Raw genomic sequence first — 18,498 nt, forward strand, 5'->3', positions numbered from 1 at the left:
CGGGCGGTCAGCCGAACAGTCTGTCGGCATCGGCGAGCGCGTCGGCGAGCACGTCGACGTCCGCCTCGTCGTTGTAGATCGAAAACGACGCCCGGGCGGTGGCGCCCACGCCGAGGCGACGCATCAGCGGCTTGGCGCAATGGTGGCCGGCGCGTACGCACACCGCCGACTCGTCGAGCACCTGCGAGAGATCGTGGGGATGGATGTCTTTGTAGGCGAACGAAAGCACCCCGCCGCGCTGGTCGGCGTCGAGCGGCCCGTGCACCCTCAGATCGTCGCCGTAGCGGGCGGTGAGGGTGTCGATGGCGTAGGCGGTGAGGTGCCGCTCGTGGGCCCGCACCGCGTCCATGCCGAGCGTCTCGAGGTACCGGACCGCCGCCTCGAGACCGACGGCCTCGGCGATCGGAGGGGTCCCCGCCTCGAACTTCCACGGCACGTCATTGGTGGTGAAACCGTCCAGGCGGACGTCGCGGATCATTTCGCCGCCCCCGAGGAACGGCGGCATGGCGTCGAGCAGCTCGGCCCGGGCCCACAACACGCCGATGCCCGTCGGGCCGAGCATCTTGTGGCCGGTCACGCCGTAGAAGTCCACACCAAGCTCGGACACGTCGGTGGCTGTCGCCGGCGTGTACTGGGCGCCGTCGACGAGTACCAAGGCGCCGGCGGCGTGGGCCGCGTCGGCGATGCGCCGTACCGGGGTGAGGGTGCCGAGGACGTTGGACATGGCGGTGAAGGCCACCAGCTTGGCCCCCGCCAGCGTGCGGTCGAGGTCGCTCAAGTCCAACAAGCCGTCCTCGCCGACCGGCAGGTAGCGAAGCTCGATGCCTCGCTCGGCCTTCAGCTGCAGCCACGGCACCAGGTTGGCGTGGTGCTCCATCTCGGTCAGAACCACCACGTCGCCGGCGTGCAGGTTCGCTCCGCCCCACGACCGGGCCACCAGGTTGATGGCCTCGGTCACGTTCTTCGTGAACACCACCTCCGAAGGGGACCCGGCACCGATAAACCTGGCCATCGCTTTGCGGGCGTCCTCGTAGAGGCGGGTCGCTTCCTCGGCGATGGTGTACACGCCGCGGTGGACGTTGGCGTGGGTGGTCTCGTAGTAGCGGTCCATGGCGTCGAGGACCGCGGTGGGCTTCTGCGAGGACGCCGCGGAGTCCAAGTAGACCAGCCGCTTGCCGTGGACCTCGACCGCGAGGATCGGGAAGTCCTTCTTGATCGAGGCGACGTCGATGGGGGTCGCAGGTGCGTCTATCGCCATGCTTCGTAGCCTTCCTGCTCGAGCTGCCGGGCCAGCTCCGGGCCTCCGCTGGTGCGGATGCGCCCGTCGACGAGCAGGTGAACCCTGTCTGGGGACAGCCGCTCGAGGATGCGCTGGTAGTGGGTGACGATCAGCACGCCGAGGTCGGGACGGCTGGTGCGGACCGCCTCGACGCCCTTGGCCACCACGTCGAGGGCGTCGATGTCCAACCCGGAGTCGGTCTCGTCCAGGATCGCCAGCTCCGGCTCGAGGATCGCCATCTGGAGGATCTCGTTGCGCTTCTTCTCGCCGCCGGAGAACCCCTCGTTGAGGAACCGGTCCCCGAAGGACGGGTCCATGCCGAGCTTGCCCATCCACTCCATGATCGACAGCCGCAGCTCGAGCACTGACAGGTCGATGCCCTTGCGGGCCGACAGGGCCTGACGGAGGAACTGGACCACCGGGACGCCGGGGATCTCCTCGGGGTACTGGAAGGCCAGGAAGATCCCCGCCTTGCCCCGCACCTCCGTCGACCAGTCGGTGATGTCCTCCCCCTTGAACAGGATCCGGCCCTTGGTCACCTGGTAGGAGGGGCTGCCCAGAAGCGTCGAGGCCAAGGTCGACTTGCCCGAACCGTTGGGGCCCATCAGCGCGTGGACCTCTCCGGCCCCGAGGACCAGGTCGACGCCTCGAAGTATCTCGGTGCCTTCGACCTCCACGTGGAGGTCTTGGATCTCGAAGAGGGGGGGTGTCGCCACCCCAACAGTGTATTACCACTACGGCCGTAGGGGAAAAGGTGGGCGTCCAACGGCGGCCCGCCGGGCTATTAGTGTCCGATTGATGGCGGACCCGTGGAGTTCGCAGGAGAGCGCCCCGGTCGGCGCCGCGACCGAGCGGGTCACCCTGGTCGAGGGGTCGGCGTTTCTCATCTGCGCCCAAAACGGCGACCTGACCCCCGAGTCGCCTGAAGGTTTCTTCTTCCGCGACAGCCGCTTCCTGTCCCGCTGGACCCTCGAGGTCAACGGCGAGCGGCCGGAGGCCCTGGCCACCGACTCCCCGGAGCCTTACGCCGCCACCTTCGTTGCCCGGACCCGGCCCCGGCCGGGGCGGGCCGATTCCAACCTCATGGTGGTCCGCCACCGCTACGTCGGGCGCGGCGTACGGGAGGACCTCCTCGTCCGCAACTTCAGCGAGGAGCCCGCGTACTGCTCGGTGCGGATCGCCTACGGGGCGGACTTCGCCGACCTCTTCGAGGTGAAAGAGGCCCGCGTGGTCGCCGGGGCGGGGCGGCCCGGGGCCCAGGAGGACCAGTCGCTGGTGTTCCGCCACCGCCACGGCAGCCACACCAGGTCGATGCGGGTGTCGGTGTCGCGCCCGGCGAAGTTCGACGGCGACGAGCTGCGCTGGGAGGTGATCATCCCTTCCAAGGCCGACTGGACCCTCTGCCAGCAGTTCGTGTGCGCCATCGACGACGAGGAGGTCGAGCCCCGGTGGGTGTGCGGCCAGCCCATCGGCCGGGCCAAGCCGGCCGAACGGATGGCCCAGTGGCGTCGCAGCGTGCCGGTCGTCGACACCGACAACGAGGGACTCCGGGCCGTGGTGGCCAAAAGCGCCGAGGACCTGGGCGCCCTCCGGATCTTCGATCCGGACTACCCGGAGCGCACGGTGGTGGCTGCCGGCGCCCCGTGGTTCATGACCCTCTTCGGGCGCGACTCGCTGCTCACGGCGTGGATGGCCCTCCTGGTCGACCCCGAACTGGCCCTCGGGACGCTGCAGACCCTGGCCCGGTTCCAGGGGCGGGACCTCAACCCGCACAACGAGGAGGAGCCCGGCCGGATCCTCCACGAGATGCGCTTCGGGGAGGCCTCCTCCCTGTCCCTCGGCGGCGGCACCATCTACTACGGCACCGCCGACGCCACCCCGCTGTTCGTCATGCTCCTCGGGGAGTTGCGCCGGTGGGGCCTGGCCCGGGAGGCCGTCGACGAGCTGCTGCCCCACGCCGACCGGGCGATCGAGTGGATCGAGCAGCACGGCGACCGCGACGGGGACGGCTACGTCGAGTACCAGCGGACCTCCGACCGAGGGCTGCGAAACCAGGGTTGGAAGGACTCCGCCGACGGCGTCCGCTTCGCCGACGGGACCGTCGCGGAGACGCCGATCGCCCTGGCCGAGGTGCAGGGTTACGTGTACGGCGCGTACCTGGCCCGGGCGTTCTTCGCCGCCGAGCAGGGTGACGCGGCTCTCTCGTCGCGCCTGCGGGGCAAGGCCGCGTCGCTGAAGGCGGCCTTCAACCGTGACTTCTGGCTGGAGGACAAGGGGTGGCTGGCGATGGGCCTCGACCGGGACAAGCGACCCGTCGATGCCATGACCTCCAACATGGGCCACTGCCTGTGGACCGGGATCCTCGACGCGGACAAAGCCGACGCCGTCGCCCGGCGGCTCCTGTCGCCCGACATGTTCTCGGGGTGGGGGGTCCGGACCCTCGCCGCGTCGATGACCGGCTACAACCCGATCAGCTACCACTGCGGGTCGGTGTGGCCTCACGACAACGCCATCATCGCCGCCGGACTCATGCGCTACGGCCACGTCAGGGAGGCGCAGCGGATCATCATGGCCATGCTCGACGCGGCCGTGGCCCAGCAGGGGCGCCTCCCGGAGCTGTTCAGCGGGCTCGACCGCCTGGAGCTGCCGATCGTGGTGCCCTACCCGACGTCGTGCTCCCCGCAGGCGTGGGCGGCCGCGTCGCCGTTGCTCATGCTGCGCACACTGCTGCGTCTCGACCCGTGGGTGCCGCGAGGGAAGGTGTGGCTGCACCCGGCGCTGCCCGAACAGATCGGCCGGCTCCACGTCGGGCGCATCCCGCTGGCCGGCGCTCGGGTGTCGGTCACCGTGGAAGGCGACCACGTGGAGGTCGAGGGGCTGCCGGCCGACCTGGAGCTGGTCGACGCCCCCCGCCACCCGCTCACCGGCTCGTAACGGCCACACTGCTGGGATGCACGTGCTCGTCACCGGCGGGGCCGGCTACATCGGCTCCCACACCGTGGTGACCTTGATCGGCGCCGGCCACCGGGTCACCGTCGTCGATGACCTGTCCAACTCGTCGGAGGAGTCCCTGCGGCGGGTGGGGGAGCTGACCGGCCAGCCAGTCGCCTTCCACCGCCTCGACGTGCGCGACCGCCGGGGCCTCGACGAGATGTTCGCCCGGGCGGCTTCCAGCGGGCACCCGGTGGAGGCGGTGATCCACTTTGCGGGGCTCAAGGCCGTCGGCGAGTCGGTGGTCGAACCGGTCCGCTACTACGACGTGAACGTCGGCTCGGCCGTCGTCCTTCTCGCCGCAATGCACGACGCCGGGGTCCGGCGCATCGTGTTCAGCTCCTCCGCGACGGTGTATGGAGATCCGGTCTGCGTTCCGATCCCCGAGGACGCCGTCGTGCAGCCGGCCAACCCGTACGGCCGGACCAAGGCGGTCATCGAGGGCCTCCTCCGCGACGTCGCCGCGTCCGGGACCGGGTGGCAGGTGTCGCTCCTGCGCTACTTCAACCCGGTCGGCGCCCACCCCTCCGGACGGATCGGCGAAGACCCCACCGGCACACCGAACAACCTCCTGCCCTTCGTCGCCCAGGTGGCGGTGGGCCGCCGGCGGGAGGTGGCGATCTTCGGTGACGACTACGACACCCCCGACGGCACGGGGGTGCGCGACTACATCCACGTCGTCGACTTGGCCCTCGGTCATGTCGCCGCGCTGGACCGCCCGCCGGCGCCGGGCACCCCCCTGGTCGTCAACCTGGGCACCGGCACCGGCGCCTCGGTGCTCGAGGTGATCCGGACCTTCTCCGAGGTCGCCGGCGTCCCGGTCCCGTACCGGATCGCTCCTCGCCGGCCCGGCGACGTCGCCGCCTGCTACGCGGACGTGTCGGTGGCCACCGAGGTCCTCGGCTGGAAGGCGCAACGCAGCCTGGCCGACGCCTGCGCCGACACTTGGCGCTGGCAGCGGTCCAACCCCAACGGGTACCGCTAGAGGCGCCGGACCCGGACCGCGGTGCCGTAGGCGCAGATCTCGGTCCAGTTGCCGCCCATCTCCGACGTGTCGAAGCGCATGGCCAAGATGGCGTCGGCGCCTTTGGCCAGCGCCTCGTCGACCATCCGCTGCGTCACTTCCTGGCGGCTGGCGATGAGGTTCTTCGTCATCCCCTTCAGCTCCCCTCCGGCCAGGGACTTGAACGACGCTCCGAGCTGCGAACCGACGTTGCGGCTGCGCACGGTGAGGCCGAACACCTCCCCGAGCACCTCGGTCACTTCGTAGCCGGGCAGGTCGTTCATCGTCGAGATCAGCATGCCCGGACCGTAGGTCCGGGCGGAGGGTCAGCGCGGCTACCAGCCCCGGTCGACCCACTCCTGGAGGTGGGGGCGCTCGGCGCCGATGGTGGTGTCCAGCCCGTGGCCGGGCATGACGACGGTGTCGCCGTCGAGCGGAGCGAACAGGCGGTCCTCGATCGAGCGGATGATCGCCGGGAAGTCGCCGAGGTCGGACTTGGTGTTCCCCGGGCCGCCCGGGAAGAGGGTGTCGCCGCTGAAGAGCACCGGCGCCCCTTCCAACTTGAAGCAGATCGACCCGGGGGTGTGGCCCGGGGTGACGATGGTCCGCAGCCTCAAGCGGCCGACCTGGATGACCGACTCGTCCTCGAGCACGAAGTCGTAGGCGGGGAGCATGGCGGCGTCGGCGGCGGTGACACCCACCTCGTAGCCGGCGTCGCGGATCTGGGGGACGGCTTGGATGTGGTCCCAGTGGCCGTGGGTTTCGAGCACCTTGCGCACGCCGAGGGAGCGGCAAAGCTCGAGCAGCTTGTCGTGCTCGTTGGCCGCGTCGAGCAGGACGGCCTCCCCGGTCTGCTTGCAGCGCAGGACGAACACGTTGTTGTCGAAGGGTCCGACGACCAGCTTGTGGATCTCGGCGGTGGAGTCCTCGTAGTGCACGCGTCGAGCCTACGTACTAGAAACACTGTGTCGAATTCTGGCCACACGCTTTCCGAGGGGAACCCAGACCGTGAACTTCGCTTTCAGTGACGAGCAGGAAGAACTGCGCAAGGCGGTTCGCCGCTTCCTCGAGGACAAGTCGCCCGAGACCGAGGTCCGGCGGCTGATGGAGACCACCGAGGGATACGACCCGGCGGTGTGGAAGCAGATGGGCGAGCAGCTCGGTCTGCAGGGGCTGGCCATCCCCGAGGAGTACGGCGGGTCGGGGTACTCCTACGTGGAGCTGATCGTCGTGCTCGAGGAGATGGGCCGGGCGCTGCTGTGCGCCCCTTACTTCGCCAGCGTGGCCCTGGCCGCCAACCTGCTCCTGGCGTCGGGGGATGACGCCGCCAAGAAGGATCTGCTGCCCGGGATCGCGGCGGGCACCACGATCGCCACCGTGGCGCTAGCGGAGGCGTCGGGCCGCTGGGACGAGGAGGGCGTCACCCTCCAAGCGACCGGATCCGGCTCGGAGTGGACGCTGACCGGCGAGAAGCTCTACGTGCTCGACGGCCACACCGCCGACGTGGTCCTCGTCGCGGCCCGCACCGCGGCCGGCGTGTCGGTGTTCGCCGTCGACAAGGGCGCCAGCGGGTTCACCGCCACGCCGCTTTCGACGATGGACCAGACCCGCAAGCAGGCCAAGCTGACCTTCGACTCCACCCCGGGCCGGCTCGTCGGGACCGACGGCGCCGGCTGGGCGGCGATCTCCAAGATGCTGGACCTGGCCGCGGTGGCCCTGGCCGCAGAGCAGGTCGGCGGGGCCCAGAAGGTGCTCGACATGGCCGTCGAGTACGCCAAGGTCCGGGTGCAGTTCGGCCGTCCGATCGGTTCCTTCCAGGCCATCAAGCACAAGTGCGCCGACATGCTCCTCGAAGTCGAGTCGGCCAAGTCCGCGGCGTACTACGCCGGGTGGGCGGCGGCCGAGGACAACGACGAGCTGCCGGTGGTGGCCAGCCTGGCCAAGTCGTACTGCTCCGAGGCGTACTTCCACGCCACCGCCGAGAACATCCAGATCCACGGCGGCATCGGGTTCACCTGGGAGCATCCGGCCCACCTGTACTTCAAGCGGGCGAAGAGCAGCGAGCTGCTCTTCGGTGACCCCACCTACCACCGCGAGCTACTCGCCCAGCGCATCGGCATCTGATTCGGAGATCGGGTGGGGGAGCGTCCAGCTTCCTTTCCCCGACCTTCCTGCTCAGCCCCGCCCTGCTGTCGCACGCAGCTCCGCCGCCTCCTAGTCGAGGCGGCGGAGCTGCTTCGCGTAGCGGGCGGTGTTGTCCACGTACACCTGCGCGGACGCCACGATCACCTCGGCGTGCGAGCGATCCGGCTTGATCGTGGCGGGCACACCGACGGCCAGCGCCCGCGGCGGCACGTTCATGTCGTTGGTGACCACCGCGCCGGCGCCGACCGTCGCGCCCTCACCGATGCGAGCCCGGTGCAGCACCGCGCTTCCGACCCCGATGAGGGACCGGTCCTCGACGACCGCACCCTCGATGTGCGCCAGGTGGCCGATCACCACCCACGAACCGATCTCCGTCGCCAGCTCGGCGGTGGCGTGGATGACCGCCCCGTCCTGGACCGACGTCGCCTCGCCGATGGTGATCGTGCCGTAGTCACCTCGAACGACGGCCGAGGGCCACACGCTGCTCCGGGCACCGATCACGACCGACCCGATGACCACCGCGTCGGGATGCACGTAGGCGTCGGGGTGGATGGTCGGGGTGCGGTCGCCGAGCGCGTAGATGGCCATGGAGCGACGCTATGCGTTCATCGGCCCGACTCGAAAAACACGTGCAGTTTGGTCCTGCGCCTCGCTACCATCGCGACCACCGAAGAAAGGAGGTGGTCCAGCTGAGTAGTGACAAGCTTTCTGGGACCTCGGAGGTGGCTGGCCGCTAGCGCGGTCGCTGGACCACCTGGTGAATCCACGCCAGTTACCAGGGGAGCGAAGGCCGGGAGATGGTCCCACCCGGCACACCAAACGGCGCTCCTCGCCAATCCAGTGATGTGACGGAGGGGCCGCCTCGGCGGCCCCTCCGCTCGCGTCGCGCCGCGGCTCGCCGGTTCGTTCGCTCGAGTCGGTTGCCACGACGCCGACCGTAGGGTGTGGAAGATTTGTGGTGATGACCCGTCCGACCCTCTTCGAGAACAACCGTTGGCTGGGAGACAAGCGCACCCAGCGAGTCCACGACCTGGACCACACCTCGGAGGCGTGCGCGATCGACGACCTGCTCGCCTCCGAGCAGTTCGCCACCTTCGGTCCCGACCTCCTCGCCGAGGCTCGCAACCGGGGGTACCGACCCCACGGTTGTGTCGCTGCCGATGCCTGAGCAAAGCGGTTGAGGCCCCCCATCGCCCCGTCACGTCCCGCCCTGCACACCGCGCCGGTTGGGTCGCGGTCGTCCGGTCGCCGGCAGATGAGCGCGCTATGCCCGTGATGAGTGCGCTATGCCCGTAGCGACCGAGCCGCCGTCGCCGAACGCGGGCACCCCGCTGACCATCCAGTCGCAGGGTCTGGAGCTGGCCGCCCACCTGGCCCGGCCCGCTCCGTCCTCCGCGGCGGGCAAGCGTCACGGCCTGGTCCTCTGCCACGGGTTCCCCGTCGTGCCGTCCCCCACCCAGGGGGCAGGCCGCGGGTACGACCAGCTCGCCGACCGACTCGCCGCCGACGCCGGATGGGTCGTCTTGACGTTCAGCTTCCGGGGGACCGGCGGCTCGCAGGGCAACTTCTCCCTGGGCGGTTGGCTGGCCGACCTGGAGGCGGCCACCGCCACTCTGCTGGCCACCGGCGAGGTGGACGGGGTGTGGTTGTGCGGCTTCGCTGCCGGCGGGGCGCTGGCCATCTGCGCGGCCGGCGAGAACGAGAAGGTGCGCGGCGTCGCCGCCCTGTCCGCCCCCGCCGACTTCGGCGACCGCGCCGTGGACGCCCGCAGGTTCGTCGCCCAAGCCCGAGCCGTCGGGGTGATCCGGGACCGGAACTTCCCCGCGGACCTCGACGCGTGGGCCCGGGAGCTGCGCGAGGTCCGCCCTCTCGGGCTCATCGGCAAGATCCCGCCTCGGCCCATCCTCCTCGTGCACGGCGCGAACGACGAGGTGGTGCCCCTCCTCGACGCCCGGGCGTTGGCCGACGCCGCGGACGGGGAGGTCGAGTTGCGGGTCCTTCACGGGGCCGGGCACCGGCTGCGCCACGACCCCAGGGCCATAGCGCTGCTGATCGGTTGGCTCGACCGCCAGTCCTGAACGCGATCCGCCCGGGGGAGGCCGGTTCCCCGGCCCGGCGCGCTGGTCTTGGCCGCTGAGCTTGCGCTCGCGCCGGTCTGCTGAGCTTGCGCTCGCGCCGGGCTGCTGAGGGCGCGCTCGCGCCGGGCTGCTGAGGGCGCGCTCGCGCCGGGCTGCTGAGGGCGCGCTAGCGCCGGGCTGCTGAGGGCGCGCTAGCGCCGGGCTGCTGAGGGCGCGCTAGCGCCGGCCGCGGCCGCCTTGGCCGCGGCCTTCGTCTGTTGCTTGTAGGCCCGCACCCGGCCCAGCGACTCGGCGCTTGTGATGTCTGCCACCGACAGGTAGGTGCCGGGCTGACCGAACTTGCCGGCTGCGCCCTGCCAACCGGGCGGCCGGACACCCAGCTGTTTGCCGAGCAGGCCGACGAAGATACGGGCCTTCTGCTCGCCGAACCCGGGAAGGGCCTTGATGCGGGCGTAGAGCTCGTCACCGCTCGACGCCGTCGCCCACACGTTCGCCGCGTCGCCGCCGTAGTCGGCCGCGACGATCCGGCACAGCTCCTGCACCCGTTTGGCGTTGGCCGCCGGGAAGCGGTGCAGGGCAGGCCGCTCGCAGAAGACCGCGGTCAGGGCGTCGGGGTCCATGTCGGCGATGGCGGCCGCGTCGAGGGTGCCGCCCAGACGGTCCTTCAGGTCGCGCGGCGACGAGAAAGCCTTCTCGAGGGGGATCTGCTGATCGAGGACCATGCCGATCAGCAGGGCCAGAGGGTCCTCGGACAGCAGCGCGTCGGCGTCTGGGTCACCCGAGAGGCGGAGCGTGACGGCGGGCATGAGCCGGGGTCAGACCTTCGCCGGATCCGGTGATTCCGGGTCGATGCCGTAGCGGCGGATGGCGTCTTCTACCTCTTCGGGCTTGCTGTCACCGGCGGCCCGGAGGCCGTCGATCACCGCGACCACCACGTGGGCGGCGTCGGTCTCGAAGTGACGACGCAGCGCCTCCCGGGTGTCTGACATGCCGTAGCCGTCGGTGCCGAGCGGCGTGAAGTGGGCCGGGACCCACCGGGCGATCTGGTCCGGCACCGACTTCATGAAGTCGGTGACCGCGACCACAGGGCCCTGAGTGTCGCTGAGAGCCTCGGTGACGTAGGGCGTGCGCGCCTGCAGGCTGGGGTGGAGACGGTTCCAGCGTTCGACCGCCAGGGCGTCCTCGCGCAGCGCTTTGTAGCTGGTCACCGACCACAGCTCGGCGGCCACGTCGTGGTCGGCGGCCAGCATCTGCTGGGCGGCCAGCGCCGCTTGCGAGGCGCTGCCGGAGAACAGGATCGTCGCTCGGCGCCTGGGCCCCTCCGGAGCCGGTGCGAACCGGTAGGCGCCGCGCAGGATGCCCTCGTCGATGGCCGCGTGGTCGTCGCCCGGCTTGGCCGGCATGGCGTAGTTCTCGTTGTAGAGCGTCAAGTAGTAGAAGACGTCCTCCGGCTCGGGACCGTACATACGCCGGATGCCGTCTTTGACGATGGTCGCCGTCTCGTACGCGAACGCCGGGTCGTATGCCTGGAGGTTGGGCACGGTCGAGGCCAGCACCAGCGAATGGCCGTCATCGTGCTGGAGGCCCTCGCCCAGCAGCGTCGTGCGCCCCGCGGTGCCCCCGAGGAGGAACCCCCGGCCCCGCATGTCCCCGCACGCCCAGATGAGGTCACCGACGCGCTGGAAACCGAACATGGAGTAGAAGATGAAGAAGGGGATCATCGGCTGGCCCCACGTGGCGTACGCCGTGGCGGCCGCGGTGAAGTCGGCCATGGCCCCCGCTTCGGAGATGCCCTCCTCCAGGATCTGCCCGTCCTTGGCCTCCGCGTACGACAGCATCAGCTTCGAGTCGACCGGGTCGTAGAGCTGGCCGAGCGGGGCGTAGATCTTGACCTCTTTGAACAGGCCGTCCATGCCGAAGGTGCGGGCTTCGTCGGGGATGATCGGGACCACCCGCTGGCCGATCGCCTTGTCCCGAAGCAGACCGCGCATGAGAACCGCGAAGGCCATGGTCGTCGACACGTGGCGGGTGCCCGAGCCGCTGTCGAACTCGGCGAACACCTTGTCGTCGGGGGCGGCGAGCGGCTTGGCCCGCACGACCCTCTGTGGGAGGCTGCCGCCCCGAGCCGCCCGCCGCTCGATCATGTACTGGTATTCGATGGAGTCCTCGGCCGGGCAGAAGAACGGCGGCTCCCCGGCTTCCAGCACCGAGTCGGGGATCTCGTCGTTGAGGTGCAACCGGTCGCGCAGCAACCGCAGCTGCGTCGGGTTCATCTTCTTGATCTGGTGGGTGGAGTTGCGAGCCTCGATCTCCGGTCCGAGCGTCCACCCCTTGATGGTCTTGGCCAGGATGGCGGTCGGCTGCCCGGTCGTCTCGGTGGCGGCCTTGTAGGCGGCGTAGAGCTTGCGGTAGTCGTGGCCGCCTCGAGGAAGGTTGCGCAGCTCGTCGTCGCTCAGGTGCTCGACCAGCCGCCGCAGGCGAGGGTCGGGACCGAAGAAGTGCTCGCGGATGTAGGCGCCGTCCTCGGTGGCCAGCTTCTGGAACTCGCCGTCGACGGTGGTGTTCATCTTGTTGAGCAGCACACCGTCCACGTCGCGGGCCAAAAGCTCGTCCCACTTGGAGCCCCAGATGACCTTGATGACGTTCCACCCGGCGCCCCGGAAGACCGCCTCCAGCTCTTGGATGACCTTTCCGTTGCCGCGCACCGGCCCGTCGAGACGTTGCAGGTTGCAGTTGACGATGAAGATCAGGTTGTCCAGCTGCTCGCGCGCGGCGATGGACAGGGCCCCGAGGGTCTCGGGCTCGTCGCACTCGCCGTCACCGAGGAAGCACCACACCCGGCTCCTCGAGGTGTCGGCGATGCGCCGGTTGTGCAGGTAACGGTTGAACCGGGCCTGGTAGATGCCGTTGAGCGGCCCGAGACCCATCGACACCGTCGGGAACTCCCAGAATTCCGGCATGAGCCGGGGATGCGGGTAGCTCGACAGCCCTCCGGGTCCGGGCGTCCCGTCCCCGCTCACGGCCCGGCCGCCGAGCTCCTGGCGGAAGAAGTCCAGCTGCTCGGTCGTGAGCCGGCCCTCGAGGAAGGCTCGGGCGTAGATCCCGGGGGCGGCGTGACCCTGGAAGAAGACCTGGTCTCCGGCCTGCCCGTCGGCCTTGCCCCGGAAGAAGTGGTTGAAGCCGACCTCGTAGAGGCTCGCGGACGACGCGTAGGTCGCCAGGTGACCGCCGATCCCCTCAGCCCGGTGGTTGGCCCGCACCACCATGATCGCGGCATTCCAGCGGATGAAGGCCCGGATGCGCCGCTCGATGTCCTCGTCGCCGGGGAACCACGGTTCCTGGTCCGATGGGATGGTGTTGGCGTAGGGCGTCGACACGGTGGCGGGGAAGCCCACCTGGCTGGCGGTCGCCCGCTCCAGGAGCTTCATGAGCAGGTACCGGGCTCGGACCTTGCCGTGCTCGTCGAGCACCGCATCGAACGAGTCCAACCACTCCGCCGTCTCCTGGGGGTCGATGTCCGGGAGCTGGTGGGAGAAGCCGTCGAAGATCACCCCACCATCGTCGCGCCGCTCAAACTTGTTACCGGCAAGTAGCTCTCTCCAGGCCCGGTCTGTCCGGATTGTGAGCTTCCCAGGCCCAGGGGGTTCGCCTCTTTTGACCGAGGCCCGCTCCCCGGTCAGTCTTGTGGCCGGACCTCGAGGACCCAGACGTTCTCCTCTCCCAGGTGGTCCTGGAGAGAGCGCAGCGCCCGCCCGACCGCGGCGTCGGTCCCGTCCCACACGACGATCGCCTCGTCGGCGTGGCGCGCCAACCAAGCGTCCCGTCGCGCCAGCGCGCCGCCCGCCCGCTGGCGGTTCTCGGGCGCTCGGCCTTCGAGCACGGTGACGCCGGCAGCCCGCTCGAGGAGGCTTGCGAAGCGCCGCTGGACCTCCCCCGACCACATCCGTTGCTGTTCTGGGAATGGCAGCACGGCGATGAACGGGACGCCTGCGTCCGCGGCGGCCTCGGCCCCTAGCTGCTCGGCCCCCAGCCCCATGCCGGTCATCACCACCAGGTCCGGGTGCAACTCGGCCTTGGCCGCCACGATCTCCGCGAGCCGGGCCCGCGCCACCTTCGCCGCCGGCGGGTCGTCGTAGCCGCCGAGGGCCGGCGGTTTGAGCCCGGTGACGACGATCCGGTGACCAGCCGGCGGTTCGGTCGCGGCGGGCTGGCTCGGCCCGGCCGCGGCACCGGCAGCTGGGCTGCCGGCGGCGGCTGGCTGGCTCAGCCTGGCGGCTGGCTGGCGCCTGACAGGGAAGTCCGCGGGTCCGAGCACGGTCGGCGGGGTGTCGCCGCGACCGCCGACCTGCGCGGTTGCGGCGGCGACGGCCAGGCGGTCGACGACATCGTTCATCGGGTCGCCGGAGTGGCCTTTCACCCAGCGGAACTGCAGCCGTTGGGGGTCGGCCCGGTACGCGTCGATCAGCGGTTCCCACAGGTCCCGATTGGCGACCGGCTTCTTCTGGGAGTTGGTCCACCCTCTTCGCAGCCACCCTTCCCACCACCGGTCGCGAAAGCAGTTGACCACGTAAGTGGAGTCCGACACGACGTCCACCGGCCCGTCCAGCGTGGTGACCGCCTCGAGCACCGCCTGGACCTCCATGCGCTGGTTGGTGGTGTGCGCCGCGGCCCCGTTGGCCCAGGCGCCGCCGGGCACGGCCCACGCCCACCCACCGGGGCCCGGGTTCCCCGAGCAGGCGCCGTCGGTGTACACGGTCGTGGGCTGCCTGGTCATCGCCCCAGCATGGCCGAGCGAGCGGCCGCCGGGCCATGACGTCGGACGATGTCCGGGTCCGTCGGCTCCGGGTCGCCGGCTCAACCGCTGCGGGGGGTGGGTCCTCCCCGCTGGCGCAGGGCGCGCTCCACCCGCCCTACCGTCTCCGCCCGGTCATGGGCCGAGGTCACCTGCACGACGAGCCAACCGGCGAGGGTGAGCTCGGCCAGGCGGGCCCGGTCGTCGTCGAAACGCTTCCGGCTCCGGTGCCACTCCCAACCGTCGAACTCGACGCCCACCTTCTGGTCTGGGTACGCCAGGTCGAGCCGGTAGACGGCGCCACGAAGGACCACCCGGTGCTGGCGGGCCGGCGCCGGCAGCCCGGCATCGGTCAGCCAACCGGCCACGCGGTCCTCCCAGACGCTCTCACCGCCGGCCTGACGCTCGAGGCGCAGCTCGGTCATCCGCCAGAGGGGGTATAGGGAATGGCCATCCAGGCGCGCCCGCCCCGGAAGGCGAGCCGCCACGTCCGCGGCCTGCAACCCCGCCGTGCGCATCAGATGGTCGTAGAGGTCTTCAAGGCTTCGGGTGGGCAGGCGCACCGCCAGATCAACGAGCGTGCGAACCGGGCTGGTCACCGGTATGACGAAGCGTTCGACCACATCACCGTGGGGTAGGGCAGCGCGGATGGCGTGTAGATCCCCCCGCCGGCCGCTTCGCTGGTGGGGGAGGACGACGCTGACCGGCGGCCGGCCGGCGACGTCCCACCCGAACAGGCGCGCGGCCGCCAGATGGGAGACCGCAACCGGCGGCCCGTACGCCAGGCAGGCGCCCATCGCTTGCTGGCGCCATGAGCTGGAACTGCCGGCGAAGCGGATGACGTTGCGCCGGTAGGCGCTGACGACGCCCTGCGCTCGCAGCTGGCGTATAGCGGCGCGGTCGAGCCACCCGAGTGCCTGGCTGACGCTGGCCAGCCCGTACTGCCGTTCGGCGAGCGCCCGCAACTCGCCGGGGATGGCAGTCATGGGCTCAAAATATATGAAAAACGTTGGAAGAAGGGTCCTCCAACCCCGTCGTGGCGCGGTTTGGGTGTCTATCAGTACAAAACCGCGCCAGGCGCGCTTTGAGCGAGCAGGTCCGCCGTCGGCCGCCGACCCGCCGGCGCCGCCCGCTGAGCCGCCGGCCCGGCTCCCGGCCCGCCCGCCGGCTCGGCTCCGGCCCGGCTCCCGCCCGCCGGCCCTCAGACCGTCCGCCGGCCCCGCAGCAGGGGGTCTCCGGGCTGGCGGACCGTCTCCCCCCGTTGAGAGCGGGCCCGCCATGCCATTCCCGACAGCGCTTCGAGCACGACCCGGTTGGCCAGGTAGGCGGTGACCTCGGCGTGGTCGTAGGGGGGCGAGACCTCGACTACGTCCATGCCGGCTACGGGCAGCTCCATGCAGATCCGCCGGACCGCGTCGAGCAGCTGGCGGCCGCTCAGCCCGCCCGGCTCGGGCGTCCCGGTGCCGGGCGCGGCGCCGGGGTCGACGACGTCGACGTCGACCGACAGGAACACCGCGTCGCAGTCGTCGAGCGCGATCTCGAATGCCTCGTCGAGTACCGACGGAAGCCCACGGTCGACCACCTCGGTCATCTCGAAGCTGCGCATGCCCTGTTCGGCCATCCACGCCAGGGTCTCGGGCTCCGGCCAGTATCCCCGCAACCCGATCTGCAAGAACCGGTCGCCGCGCACCGCGCCCGAGTCGATGAGGCGCCGCATCGGCGTGCCGTGACCGTAGAGGGAGCCGAACTGGACGTCGCCGGTGTCGGCGTGAGCGTCGAAGTGGATGAGCGAGAGCCGTCCCCAGCCGACCTGGTGGGCGACGCCGGTCGCGTCGGGCCAGGTGATGCTGTGGTCGCCGCCGAGCACGACGGGGATCGTGCCGGTCGCGGCTATGCGGGTGACGGCCGCCTCGAGCAGCGACAGGGACCGCTCGATCTCGCCTGAGGGCATCTCGATGTCGCCGAGGTCGGTGACGGCCAGCTCCAGGAGAGGGTCGACGTCGAGCGCCAGGTGCGGGCGGCTGCCGTCGTGGGGCAGGTAGTCGGTCAGCCGGATCGCCTGCGGCCCGAAGCGGCAACCGGGACGGTGCGACGTGCCGCCGTCGAAGGGGGCGCCCAGGATTACTGCAACAGATCGGGAAAAGGAGGCCGGCTCGTCGGGGTCGGCTGCGGGGATGCCGAGGAAGGTGGCGTCGGGCCCGTACATGTTGCCTGTCCTCATCCGGCAATCATCGCAGTCCCCTGGCCCCAGCCGGGTTGTGGTGTTCAGCGACCCCGGCGGCGCAGCAGGCCGAGGACCGGTTCGATCTCCTCGATGCCGAGCACCCGGGCGGCTCCCACGTAGACCGCCGTGCCGACGACCAGGTCAGCGATGAGGCGGATGGCGAGCGCCGAGTGGGCTCCGCCGGTCGGCAGCACGGTCCCCACGCCGAGCAGCGCGCCGACCATCGCGGCGCCGGCGAGCACGATGCGCCCGAGCGCCCGGACGGTGAGCGAGCCTCCCAAGCTGCCGATGCGCCGGCGGAGGTGGCTGGCAGCGACGATCGCCACGACGGTGTACGGGGCGATGAACGCGAGCGCCAGACCTTTGACCCCCATCGACGGGTACAGCGCGACGGCGGCCACCAGGGTCAGCGCGTTCTCGACGACGTACATCGAGAACATCGCCCTGGCGTCTTGCATCGCCTGGTAGGCCCGCATGAGCAGCGCGAACGCCGAGAACCCGGGCAGCCCAATGGCGAAGAGAGCCAGGCTGGAGCCGATCTCGTGGGCTTTGGCCGCGGTTACGTGCCCGTAGAGTACCCCGAGGTCGATGAGGGGCCCGGCGATGATCGTGTAGCCGGCGGCCGCGGGTACGAGGATCCCGAGGGTGACGCGCAGGCCGCGGATGATCCGGCGCTGGAACCCCAACTGGTCGCGTCTGGTCCAGCGCTCGGCCAGGTCGGGGGTGAGCGTCGAGGCGACCGAGACCGTGAAGAGGGCGTAGGGCAGTTGGAAGAACTGGTAGGCGGTCGTGTAGACGGTGACGTCGCCGGGCTGCTTGGCGGCGTACACCAGGATGATGTTGAACGCGATCTGGTTGGCGATGACCGTGCCGATCAGCCACGCCGACAGCCCGGCGACACGGCGCACGGCCGGGTGACGGGGATCCCACACCGGGCGGAGCCGGATGCCGGCGCGGCGCATGGCCGGCCATTGCACGAGGAGCTGGACCAGGTAGCCGAGGGTGGTACCGAGCCCCAGCACGAGAAGCGGTCCGTGCTCGTGGCGGAACGGCCCCACCCGCAGGTCGGTCGCGGTGACCCGAGTGGCGATGAGGGCCGCGATGGCGATCAGGTTGTTGACGACGGGGGAGAAGGCCGCGGCGGCGAAGCGCCGGCGGGCGTTGAGCAGCGCGGTGCTCACCACGATCGCGCCGAGGAGGAGCACCTGCGGGGCGAACAGGCGCAGGAGGCTGGCGCCGACCGCCTGCTCGTCGGCCTTGCCGGTCTGGTGGTTGAGCAGCAGGTAGAAGCGCAGGATCCACGGGGCCAGGAAGTACAGGAGGGCGCTGATCGCGACCAACGCCACGCCGATGGCGGTGACTATGGCGCTCAGGGCCCGGGCACCCTCGCGCGTGTCGCGCCGGCCGAGCTCCGCGACGAAAACCGGGACCAGGGTGGCGGACAGGATGCCGCCGAGGAGCAGGTCGTAGACGATGTTGGGGACCGAGTTGGCCAGGTTGTAGGCGTCACCCAGGCCGCTGGTGCCGAGGACGGTGGCGACGAGCAGCACGCGGGCGAACCCGGTGATGCGCGACAGCAGCGTGCCTCCGGCCATCAGCGCGCTGCTCGACGCCAGGGAACGTGACGGTTCCCGGCTTTGCGGCTGGCGAGAGGCCGGTGCTGCCGGCTGGCGAGCGGCCGGTGCTGCCGGCTGAGGCGTCGGACGAGGCGTCGGACGAGGCGTCGGCCTGGGGGGTGCCGGACTGGCGGGTCCCGGCGTGGGGGGTGCCGGTTCTGCCGCGGCGGACCGCCTGGGGGGCGCCGGCGGCTGGCGCGCCGGCGCCGGCGGCTGGCGCGCCGGCGCTGGGGGCACCGGACGGTCGGCGCGGCGGGGAAGGCCGGTGGCGGGCGGACCGACCCGGACTGGCGGCTCGACCCGCTCGGGCGGCTCGAGCCGGACTGGCGGCGCGACGTCGGGTCGGTTGGGGCGCGACGGCCGTTCGGGC

At 70.8% G+C, this 18,498-nt stretch carries 16 protein-coding genes; 5 read left to right on the top strand and 11 right to left on the bottom strand.

Going from position 1 to position 18,498, the window contains the following annotated elements; genetic code table 11:
- Nucleotides 1-7: 7 nt before the first annotated feature.
- Together K6U06_RS07750 and sufC are read right to left on the bottom strand one after the other, a co-directional pair.
- Nucleotides 8-1,258 carry a SufS family cysteine desulfurase gene (locus tag K6U06_RS07750; protein ID WP_262321347.1) on the bottom strand — a complete coding sequence of 417 codons (1,251 nt, stop codon included), beginning with the start codon at nt 1,256-1,258 and terminating at the stop codon, nt 8-10.
- Nucleotides 1,249-1,995 (bottom strand): Fe-S cluster assembly ATPase SufC, encoded by a 747-nt coding sequence (gene sufC, locus K6U06_RS07755; RefSeq protein WP_262321348.1) that lies wholly within the window; start codon nt 1,993-1,995, stop codon nt 1,249-1,251. Before sufC ends, K6U06_RS07750 begins: the two co-directional genes overlap by 10 nt.
- An 82-nt stretch (nt 1,996-2,077) precedes the next feature.
- Here sufC and K6U06_RS07760 point away from each other — a divergent pair, with 82 nt between their 5' ends.
- Entirely contained in the window at nt 2,078-4,213 is a 2,136-nt protein-coding gene (locus K6U06_RS07760; RefSeq protein WP_262321349.1) for a glycogen debranching N-terminal domain-containing protein, read from the top strand.
- Between the two features lie 16 nt (nt 4,214-4,229).
- Complete coding sequence (galE, locus tag K6U06_RS07765; protein WP_262321350.1) at nt 4,230-5,255, top strand: UDP-glucose 4-epimerase GalE; 1,026 nt, start codon at nt 4,230-4,232, stop codon at nt 5,253-5,255.
- Here the strand turns inward: galE and K6U06_RS07770 are convergent.
- Nucleotides 5,252-5,572: a YbjQ family protein gene (locus K6U06_RS07770; protein ID WP_262321351.1), complete on the bottom strand. Its 321-nt coding sequence runs from the start codon at nt 5,570-5,572 to the stop codon at nt 5,252-5,254. The genes galE and K6U06_RS07770 overlap by 4 nt on opposite strands.
- A gap of 36 nt (nt 5,573-5,608) precedes the next feature.
- The gene (locus K6U06_RS07775; RefSeq protein WP_262321352.1) at nt 5,609-6,211 is read right to left on the bottom strand and encodes an MBL fold metallo-hydrolase; all 603 of its coding nucleotides are present in this window, start codon (nt 6,209-6,211) and stop codon (nt 5,609-5,611) included.
- Nucleotides 6,212-6,281: 70 nt separating this feature from the next.
- Between K6U06_RS07775 and K6U06_RS07780 the strand changes: the two genes are divergently transcribed.
- Nucleotides 6,282-7,397 carry an acyl-CoA dehydrogenase family protein gene (locus K6U06_RS07780; RefSeq protein WP_262321353.1) on the top strand — a complete coding sequence of 372 codons (1,116 nt, stop codon included), beginning with the start codon at nt 6,282-6,284 and terminating at the stop codon, nt 7,395-7,397.
- Nucleotides 7,398-7,487: 90 nt separating this feature from the next.
- On the opposite strand, the gene K6U06_RS07785 is transcribed toward K6U06_RS07780, so the two are convergent.
- Nucleotides 7,488-8,006, bottom strand: a complete 519-nt coding sequence (locus K6U06_RS07785) for a gamma carbonic anhydrase family protein (protein ID WP_262321354.1) — start codon at nt 8,004-8,006, stop codon at nt 7,488-7,490.
- 373 nt (nt 8,007-8,379) lie between these two features.
- On the opposite strand from K6U06_RS07785, the gene K6U06_RS07790 reads away from it, so the two are divergent.
- Together K6U06_RS07790 and K6U06_RS07795 are read left to right on the top strand one after the other, a co-directional pair.
- Nucleotides 8,380-8,586 carry a hypothetical protein gene (locus K6U06_RS07790; RefSeq protein ID WP_262321355.1) on the top strand — a complete coding sequence of 69 codons (207 nt, stop codon included), beginning with the start codon at nt 8,380-8,382 and terminating at the stop codon, nt 8,584-8,586.
- A gap of 118 nt (nt 8,587-8,704) precedes the next feature.
- A complete protein-coding gene (locus K6U06_RS07795) occupies nt 8,705-9,496 on the top strand; it encodes an alpha/beta hydrolase family protein (RefSeq protein WP_262321356.1) in 792 nt (263 codons plus the stop codon).
- 191 nt (nt 9,497-9,687) lie between these two features.
- Here the strand turns inward: K6U06_RS07795 and K6U06_RS07800 are convergent, their stop codons facing one another.
- The 6 genes from K6U06_RS07800 to murJ all read right to left on the bottom strand — a co-directional run bounded on the left by K6U06_RS07800 (nt 9,688) and on the right by murJ (nt 18,107).
- Entirely contained in the window at nt 9,688-10,302 is a 615-nt protein-coding gene (locus K6U06_RS07800) for an HhH-GPD-type base excision DNA repair protein (RefSeq protein WP_262321357.1), read from the bottom strand.
- Between the two features lie 9 nt (nt 10,303-10,311).
- On the bottom strand, nt 10,312-13,047 hold the full coding sequence (gene aceE / locus K6U06_RS07805) for a pyruvate dehydrogenase (acetyl-transferring), homodimeric type (protein WP_262321358.1): 2,736 nt from the start codon (nt 13,045-13,047) through the stop codon (nt 10,312-10,314).
- A 125-nt stretch (nt 13,048-13,172) separates the two neighbouring features.
- Nucleotides 13,173-14,270 carry an RNase H family protein gene (locus tag K6U06_RS07810; RefSeq protein ID WP_262321359.1) on the bottom strand — a complete coding sequence of 366 codons (1,098 nt, stop codon included), beginning with the start codon at nt 14,268-14,270 and terminating at the stop codon, nt 13,173-13,175.
- A gap of 80 nt (nt 14,271-14,350) precedes the next feature.
- Nucleotides 14,351-15,274: a hypothetical protein gene (locus K6U06_RS07815; RefSeq protein WP_262321360.1), complete on the bottom strand. Its 924-nt coding sequence runs from the start codon at nt 15,272-15,274 to the stop codon at nt 14,351-14,353.
- Between the two features lie 215 nt (nt 15,275-15,489).
- On the bottom strand, nt 15,490-16,509 hold the full coding sequence (gene speB, locus K6U06_RS07820) for an agmatinase (protein WP_262321361.1): 1,020 nt from the start codon (nt 16,507-16,509) through the stop codon (nt 15,490-15,492).
- A gap of 44 nt (nt 16,510-16,553) precedes the next feature.
- The gene (gene murJ, locus K6U06_RS07825; protein WP_410051005.1) at nt 16,554-18,107 is read right to left on the bottom strand and encodes a murein biosynthesis integral membrane protein MurJ; all 1,554 of its coding nucleotides are present in this window, start codon (nt 18,105-18,107) and stop codon (nt 16,554-16,556) included.
- Between the last annotated feature and the right edge of the window lie 391 nt (nt 18,108-18,498).

This window comes from Acidiferrimicrobium sp. IK (assembly GCF_025499425.1).
Lineage (GTDB): Bacteria > Actinomycetota > Acidimicrobiia > Acidimicrobiales > Palsa-688 > Acidiferrimicrobium.